The 7,454-nt window shown below is 61.9% G+C and carries 6 protein-coding genes; 4 read left to right on the top strand and 2 right to left on the bottom strand.

Going from position 1 to position 7,454, the window contains the following annotated elements:
* Positions 1–187: 187 nt before the first annotated feature.
* Complete coding sequence (locus tag ABIB06_RS06350) at positions 188–499, bottom strand: ArsR/SmtB family transcription factor (protein ID WP_247344087.1); 312 nt, start codon at positions 497–499, stop codon at positions 188–190.
* Positions 500–593: 94 nt separating this feature from the next.
* Between ABIB06_RS06350 and ABIB06_RS06345 the strand changes: the two genes are divergently transcribed.
* Positions 594–1,346 (top strand): SDR family NAD(P)-dependent oxidoreductase, encoded by a 753-nt coding sequence (locus ABIB06_RS06345; RefSeq protein WP_247344084.1) that lies wholly within the window; start codon positions 594–596, stop codon positions 1,344–1,346.
* A 217-nt stretch (positions 1,347–1,563) separates the two neighbouring features.
* Here the strand turns inward: ABIB06_RS06345 and ABIB06_RS06340 are convergent, their stop codons facing one another.
* Positions 1,564–2,058 carry a hypothetical protein gene (locus ABIB06_RS06340; protein WP_247344361.1) on the bottom strand — a complete coding sequence of 165 codons (495 nt, stop codon included), beginning with the start codon at positions 2,056–2,058 and terminating at the stop codon, positions 1,564–1,566.
* 300 nt (positions 2,059–2,358) lie between these two features.
* On the opposite strand from ABIB06_RS06340, the gene ABIB06_RS06335 reads away from it, so the two are divergent.
* The 3 genes from ABIB06_RS06335 (at position 2,359) to ABIB06_RS06325 (ending at position 7,450) form a co-directional block, all read left to right on the top strand.
* Positions 2,359–5,415 carry an ATP-binding protein gene (locus tag ABIB06_RS06335; RefSeq protein WP_247344081.1) on the top strand — a complete coding sequence of 1,019 codons (3,057 nt, stop codon included), beginning with the start codon at positions 2,359–2,361 and terminating at the stop codon, positions 5,413–5,415.
* Between the two features lie 311 nt (positions 5,416–5,726).
* Positions 5,727–6,929 (top strand): OpgC domain-containing protein, encoded by a 1,203-nt coding sequence (locus ABIB06_RS06330; protein WP_354044582.1) that lies wholly within the window; start codon positions 5,727–5,729, stop codon positions 6,927–6,929.
* Positions 6,930–6,961: 32 nt separating this feature from the next.
* On the top strand, positions 6,962–7,450 hold the full coding sequence (locus ABIB06_RS06325; RefSeq protein ID WP_354044583.1) for a DUF2059 domain-containing protein: 489 nt from the start codon (positions 6,962–6,964) through the stop codon (positions 7,448–7,450).
* The last annotated feature ends 4 nt before the right edge of the window (positions 7,451–7,454 follow it).

Genomic DNA, 7,454 nt, shown 5'->3' with positions numbered 1-7,454 from the left:
GGAAACCGACGGTTCTTTCCTCTTGCTGCCACAGGTCATCCTCGAAATGAGCCTGTCACCGCAATTACCGTGTCTCATTCCAGGGGTGCAGTCCAGTGCACTTTAATGCTAATGCGCCGTCAGAGTTGATTGCACCGTAATCGCTTGTCGGTGACTGTAATCCCCGACCAAGAGTAGGCGAACGCCCTCAGTCCGGATAGCTCAGGATCATCTTGAGTAACTTCGGAAACCGCGCATTGATGTCGTCCTCGCGCAGGACATTGCGGTGCTGGACGCCTTGCTTGGACGTCCGGATCAGGCCGGCCTCCCGCAGGATCCGGAAATGGTTCGACAGGGTCGACTTCGCCATGTCGGGGCAAGGCGCCGCCTCGGTGCACGACATGCAATCGCTCTGCGCGGCCAAGCTCTTGACGATTCGCAGCCGCATAGGATCCGCAAGCGCGCCTAGCACCCCGGCCAGTGTGATCTCGCCCCGCGATGGGTGAACGAACTGCACCATGCCTAAAATATAGCACCTCCCTTGAACTCATTCAATAGTTCACTAGTATTGAACGATTGAATATCGGCGTCGTGCCGGATCATGGAGATATATGATGACCAAGAGACTCGAAGGAAAAGTTGCGCTCGTGACCGGCGCATCCAAAGGCATCGGTGCCGAAATCTCCGCCCGGCTTGCGGCCGAGGGTGCGGCGGTCGCCGTCAATTACAGCTCCAGCAAGCAGGCCGCCGACCGCGTCGTCGCCGCCATCCTCGCCAAGGGCGGCAAAGCGGTCGCCGTCCACGGCAATTTGGCCGACGCCAAGGACGTGAAAAGTGTGGTCGCGGAAACCGTGAAGGCGTTCGGTGCGATCGATATCCTCGTCAACAACGCGGGCGTTTACGAGTTCGCACCGCTCGAGGCCATCACGCCTGAGCATTTCCACAAGCATTTCGACCTCAATGTGCTTGGCCTGCTGCTGGTCTCGGGTGAAGCGTCGAAGCACTTCAACCCCAATGGCGGAAGCATTATCAATATCAGCTCCGGCGTATCGACCATCGCGCCGGCGAACACCGCCGTCTATACCGCGACGAAAGCATCGGTGGACGCGATCTCCTCCGTGCTGTCGAAGGAGCTGGCGCCGCGCAAGATCCGCGTCAATGCCGTCAATCCGGGCATGATCGCCACCGAAGGCGTCGTGTCGGCCGGCCTGCACGAGGGCGACATGCGCAACTGGATCGAATCCACAACCCCGCTTGGCCGCATCGGCAAGGTCGAGGAGATCGCCGCCGCGGTGGCCTTCTTCGCTTCGGACGAAGCCTCTTACATCACGGGCGAGACACTTCACGTCACCGGCGGCCTTCGCTGAATTTGTCGGTTTACATGAGGAAATGGCCCGTCTCGCGCGGGCCATTTTTTTGCGCGGAGCTCAAGGCAGCTCAGAACTGCGTAATTGCCTTCCCGTCGGCCCCGACCAGGCCCGATGGCCCCTCGGCGAGCGGGCGTAGAATCATCACCTCCCGCGTGCCTGTGGGGCGCGCGGGAGGTGATGACAGCCATTCTGTCGCGTCGAATGCGTCCGATGATCAGGGTCTGTGCGGACAAACCATCGTCAGATAGAGCAGCGTCGGCGCCTTGTCCTCGCCATCGCGATACTCCCACTCCAGCCGGATCTCATGCCGGTGCGCATAGGCGTCGCTCGCCTTGTGCGTGACGATCTTCGTCTTCATCGGGATCGGCGGCTCGGAGTTGAAGCATTTCCGGACGCAGGCATCGAGCAGATCGCATCGCGTCAAGGGGATCACGCCCGGCTCGTCGCTGGACAAGGGGATCGTGTTAGGCTGGGTGCTGAGGTCGACGCGAGCCCGGCCCTTTTCCTTGTGCCAGTACGCAGCGCTTCCCTCTGGCCATCTGTCTGGCGGCGTCAAGATCAGGTGGTATTGGCCGTATTCCAGCGTCGGCAGGTGGATGTCCGGGGACGCCTTGAGGATGTCCACGCTCCGCTGCATGTTTTCCAGCGGGAAATAATTCTCGTTCATCAAATCTTTGAATGAAGCCCCGGTATATGTTCTTGAGCCCATCGCCTTTTCCTTCAATATGTTCTTGGCTTTATGTTCTTGGCTTTGCGAAAATACGTACAACTCCAGCGACGCCGGTCAGCTTGGCCAATCCTCGCGCCGTCGAAATATGTGCCCCATCTTTGTTGGGATTTGCTTACGCTACCACTCAGGACTGAGTTTCGTCCAGATCGCCAACCGCACCGTGCCCCGCTAACGGTGAGGAGCAAGCGCGATTGCTAAGCTGTTTTCGACAGGTATTCTTATCGAGAGTTGCTCGCGGATTCTGGTCGACAGAATGGCCGCGACCTCTGAGGCGCAGGAATGAATTGCTTCACGTGTCAGTCTGCAATCGGTCCGGACGATAGCTGGTGCTCCAGATGCGGGGCCGCAGTGCGTCAGCGGGTCGATCCCGACAGCGAACGTCGGTTTGTGACGATTCTTCGTGCCGATGTCATAGACTCGACAGGTCTTGTTGCCGAATTGGAGCCGGAGGAGGCTGTCTCGCGCCTCGAGCCGGCACTGGCGGCCATGAGGGCCGCGGTACGCCAGTTTGGCGGCATCGTCAGCAAGGAGCTGGGAGACGGGCTGGCTGCAGTCTTTGGCGCTCCGATCGCCGACGACAACCATGCGCCCCTTGCCTGCCATGCGGCGATCGAGCTGGTCCGGCGCGTCGGCAGTTTGGGGGATCCCGGGCTCCAGGTCCGGGTCGGTCTGCACTCCGGCCATGTCGTTGCCTACATGGTCGCCAGCGAATTTTCGAAGGTCTACGAGATCGGCGGCGCCGCCCAGCATCTGGCCGCGCGGCTGGAGACGGCAGCCGAGGCGAACCAGATCTACGTGTCCGAAGCCTGCCAGAAGCTTGCGGACGGGCATGTCCGCTTTGATTTTCTTGGCCGCAAGACCCTGCGCGGCTTCAACGAAGCTCTGCCGGTCTATCGGATCATTGGAGCGAGCGATCTTTCGAGCTGGCGGGTGCGACGCGCTCGTAGCGTCTCCCGATTTGTCGATCGGACGACGGAGCGGGCGCTGCTATGGCGCGCTGCGGAGAAGGTTGTCACTAGCGGGCAGACTGTTCTGCTGATGGGTGATGCGGGCATTGGAAAGTCGCGGCTTGCGCACGAATTTGCGCAGGGACTCAGGGCTGACGGCTGGCGGTTGCTCGACGTCGAGTGCAGCCCAAATCTTCAGGGCGCGCCATTTAGCACCCTGAAGCGACTGGTGCTTTCTCTCCTGGAGGCAGTCTCCAAGGACTCAGACCGCCTGGCAGACCCTCGAAGGGAATTGTCGCCGGTCCATCAGTTTGCAATCGACGCGGTGCTGGATTTGCCCATTTCCGATCCGCGTTGGAGCGAATTGGAGCCCTACGCGCGGGGACGGGCGATTTCGGAGGCAAGCTGCGCAATCCTGGAAGGCGTAGCCCGCCATAACGGCACCGTTCTTCTCATCGAGGATCTGCACTGGGTTGATCGAGCCAGCGACACGGTTATTGCCGCCATAGCGTCGCTGCAGGTGCCGAATCTGTTCGTTTTCCTCACGAGCAGGCCGAACGGAATGCCGGAATGGATCGCGCGTTGTCATGCAGAAGTGATCGCGATGCGGCCATTGGATGATGAATCCGGAATGGCCATGTTGGCCGACATGCTCGGCACGTCCGTGACGAATGCAGGCTTGAAGAACCGGATCATCTCTCACACGGCCAACGTTCCGCTGTTCATCGAGGAGGTCTGCCGTGGTCTGAAGGATAACGGCACACTTCGCGGCCAGTGGGGTGATCTGGCCCTGGTGCGTCCTATAGAAGAGCTGGGTATCCCCACAAGTATCCAAGGTGTGATTGCGGCGCGACTCGATCGGGTGTCGAGGCAGGAGCGCCTGGTTTTGCAGGTCGCTGCCGCATTGGGGCCGCGATCGAGCGAAGCCGTCGTGCGGAGAGTCTCGGACTTGCCCGAAGACGCCCTGCGGGACTGCCTTGCAGCGCTCGATCGGGCCGAGCTGCTGGTCAAGATCGATAGCGACATCGCGGACTCGCTTGAGTTTCGACACGAGATGGTTCGCCAGGTGACCTACGAGTCGATGGTCGAAAAGGTCCGCGAGAGCGTACATGCGCGCGTTCTTGCGGCATTCGAGAGCGACGAAATATTGAGAGATGATCCTGACGCTCTCTGTTACCACGCGATGCGTGCCAAGGACTGGCCCAAGGCGTTCGACTACGGAAGAAGCGCCGCACAGAAGTGTCTTTTGCGCTCGGCATATGCAGACGCGGTCGACTACTTCCGGACCGCGATGAGTTCACTCGATAAGACGCCAATAACGAGTTCGAGGGAGACGAATGCCATTGATCTCCGGATGGAGGCGCGCATGGCGTTCATCTGGTCCGGTCGGGTTGCCGAGTGGGTCGATCTGGGAAAGGAAGCTGACCAACGGGCCAGCGAGATCGATGATGTCGGCAGAAGGGTTGCCGCCAAGACGGTCATGGCGGGTGGGCAGAACTTCTATGGGACGCCTACGGAGGCCGTTACTCTTGGCGAGGAGGTCGTTGGTCTTGCCGAAGAGTCCGGCAACCCGGGTTGGCGCAACCTTGCGCAATACAATCTCGGGCAGGCCTATTTTCTTGCCGGGCGCTATCGCGAGGCGGAGCGGACTATCGCGCGAGCCCGTGCCCATCTCATGGGGCCGGAAGCGAGTGCGCCCTTCGGAACTCCCCCCAAATACACACTCCTTCTCTGCTGCATGATGAAGAGCTTCACCCACACCGTCATGGGCGAGCTCGATGCCGCCGAGCAGCTCCAGCGCGAGGCCGCAGCGATCGCGGAGGAGACGGCCCGGCCCTACGACCGGGTCGCCGCCGCCTATAGCGGCGGGTGGCTGAAGCTTGGCCAAAACGAGCCGGCCGCGGCCGCGGCTATTCTCGAAGACGGTTTTGTCCTTGCGCAAAAGCACGGCATCCGGCTGTTCGTGCCGGTGCTCGGCTGTCACCTCGGCATGGCCTATCTGGAGCAGGGGCTGTTCGACCGGGCACGCGGCATGCTGACCGAAGCGCGCGAGGAGGCGAAGGCGGTCGGCTATACCTCGGCGGTGCTGCGTAGCTCGATCTACCTTGCGCTCGCCACCCACCGCCTCGGCGACATCCAGGCCGCGCAGAACATGCTGCGCGAGGCGCGCAACACGGCGCGGCAGCAGGGGTTTTCCGGCTTGGAAGCCGAGGCCCTGTTCGGCGAGGCCGTGGTGACGCCGCCGTCGACTGCAGAGGCCCGTGCGGCCATCCTTGCGGCCCTGCGCGCGACGATCGCGATCGTCACTGAGAGCGGCGCGCTGCCGCTCCAGCACAAGGCCGAGGCGATGCTGAACGAGATGGTGGCGCGGGACGACGAGCTGACCTGAACTCTGCTCCCGGTTGGATCGGCCGCCGCAGCCGAAATCTGCCCGACGCGTCAAATAAATTCGGCAGGCGACGCGAGGGTTTAGCTACTGTGCATGGGGTTGTTTTCGCCTTTTTTTGAAGGGTCTCCCATTGTGCAACGCAGAGACGGCATGCTTGTGCGGCTCGCTTTGATGAAAGCCTCTTGCGCGCACAGCAAGGTCGGCTACCGTCGGTCCTAGCCGCAGGGGCAGGCGACATTTCGATTCAAGTTTTTTAGCATCCGATTTTCCGGCGCCGCGACGGCGCGACGCCCACCGAACGAGGCGGGGCCATGATCACACGGGACCAGTCAGCGCTGCTTGCGCCGGTCGAACGCGATTTGCGGCTCGATCTCTTCCGCGGCATCGGATTGTGGATGATCTTCCTCGACCACATCCCGCACGACGTCGTGGCTTGGCTGACCTTGCGCAATTACGGCTTCAGCGACGCCGCGGAGTTTTTCGTCTTCATCTCCGGCTATCTGGTCGGCTGGATCTACGGCCCGATCGTCGCAGGCGGCTGGTTTCTCGCGGCGCTGAAGCGGCTGTGGCGGCGCGCGGCCGAGATGTATGTCGCTCACATCATGCTGTTCCTGCTGTTCACGGCGCAGATCGCCCGCACCGCGCGCCGCTTCGACAATCCGATGTACGAGCACGAGTTCAACGTGTTCAATTTCCTGTCGCATCCGGACGAGCTGATCGGCCAGGCGATCCTCTTGAAATACAAGCCGGTCAATCTCGACGTGCTGCCGCTCTACATCACGCTGGTGTTCGTCGCGCCCTTCATCGTCTGGTGCCTGGTGCGCCGGCCGAACCTGACACTCGCGACGTCGGTGGTGCTTTATGCGCTGTCGCGCTGGTTCGACTGGAACGTCGCCTCCTATCCGCCCGGCACGACCTGGTACTTCAACCCGTTCTGCTGGCAGCTGATGTTCGTGTTTGCGGCCTGGTGCGGCATCGGCCAGATCGACAAGGTCGCGACATGGGTGTGGTCGAAAGCGGCGATGGGGCTGGCCGTGGCCTGGCTCGCCTTCGCGCTGCTGATCGTGATGACCTGGCATGTCCCTGCGCTCGAAGCCCTGGTCCCGAAATGGATGATCAAGGCGATCTACCCGATCGACAAGACCGATCTCGACATGCTGCGCTTCACGCATTTCCTGGCGCTGGCGATGTGGGTGACGCATTTCGTCTCGCGCAAATGGCGGGCGCTGCACGGGCCCTGGCTGAGGCCCGTCATCCTGTGTGGCCGGCATTCGCTGCCGATCTTCTGCCTGGGCGTATTCCTGTCGTTCTCGGCGCACTGGATCCTGACGCAATACACCAAGGGCGTCTGGGAGCAGCTCGCGGTCTCCGCCGTCGGCATCATCATCATGATCGCAGCCGCCTGGCTGCTCGACCGGGCCAGACGAGTGCCGAACCTGTTCGTGAAGGTGACGGAGGTCGAGGAGGCCGACGCCGCATTGCAGACTGCGCCGGCGGCAGCTGCCGGTCGTTGAGCATCGCCAGCCTGCATCTCGTGGAGGGGTTCATGTCCAGACGTTTGTTGACGATCGCCGGCGCCCTCCTGCTCCTGATCAGTGACGCAGCGGCCCAAGCACCCTCGCCGGAGGCGATGAGCGCGGCGCGCAAGCTCGTGGTCACCTTGAAGATCGCGGATCAATATCGCGCGCTGTTGCCGCAGCTTCTGCTCAAGCTCCGGCCCGTGGTCGCGCAGGACAGGCCGGAGATCGAGCGCGACTATGACGCGATGACGGCACCCGGCTCCGAGATCTACACCCCGGCGCTGACCTCGATGATCGACCAGGTCGCTGCCCTCTATGCCCAAGGCTTCAGCATCGACGAGCTGCGCCAGATCGAGGCCTTCTATGCCCAGCCGGCCGGGAAGAAGTTTCTGGAGAAGTCCGATGCGCTGGCGCAGGCAAGCGCGCAGATCGGCCAGGCCGTCAGCCAGAAGGCTGCCGACGAGTTAAAGCAGCGCCTGATCGAGGCGCTGCGCCAGAAGGGGCACAAGCTGTAGACAG

It is taken from the genome of Bradyrhizobium sp. LB8.2, from assembly GCF_040548035.1.
In the GTDB taxonomy this organism is placed as follows: Bacteria; Pseudomonadota; Alphaproteobacteria; order Rhizobiales; family Xanthobacteraceae; genus Bradyrhizobium.
This window is presented reverse-complemented; position numbering and strand designations above follow the sequence as displayed.

Bases quoted from the DNA above. Each gene is read 5' to 3' on its own strand.
- ABIB06_RS06350 (WP_247344087.1), bottom strand. From the start codon at position 499: ATGGTGCAGTTCGTTCACCCATCGCGGGGCGAGATCACACTGGCCGGG.
- ABIB06_RS06345 (WP_247344084.1), top strand. From the start codon at position 594: ATGACCAAGAGACTCGAAGGAAAAGTTGCGCTCGTGACCGGCGCATCC.
- ABIB06_RS06340 (WP_247344361.1), bottom strand. From the start codon at position 2,058: ATGGGCTCAAGAACATATACCGGGGCTTCATTCAAAGATTTGATGAAC.
- ABIB06_RS06335 (WP_247344081.1), top strand. From the start codon at position 2,359: ATGAATTGCTTCACGTGTCAGTCTGCAATCGGTCCGGACGATAGCTGG.
- ABIB06_RS06330 (WP_354044582.1), top strand. From the start codon at position 5,727: ATGATCACACGGGACCAGTCAGCGCTGCTTGCGCCGGTCGAACGCGAT.
- ABIB06_RS06325 (WP_354044583.1), top strand. From the start codon at position 6,962: ATGTCCAGACGTTTGTTGACGATCGCCGGCGCCCTCCTGCTCCTGATC.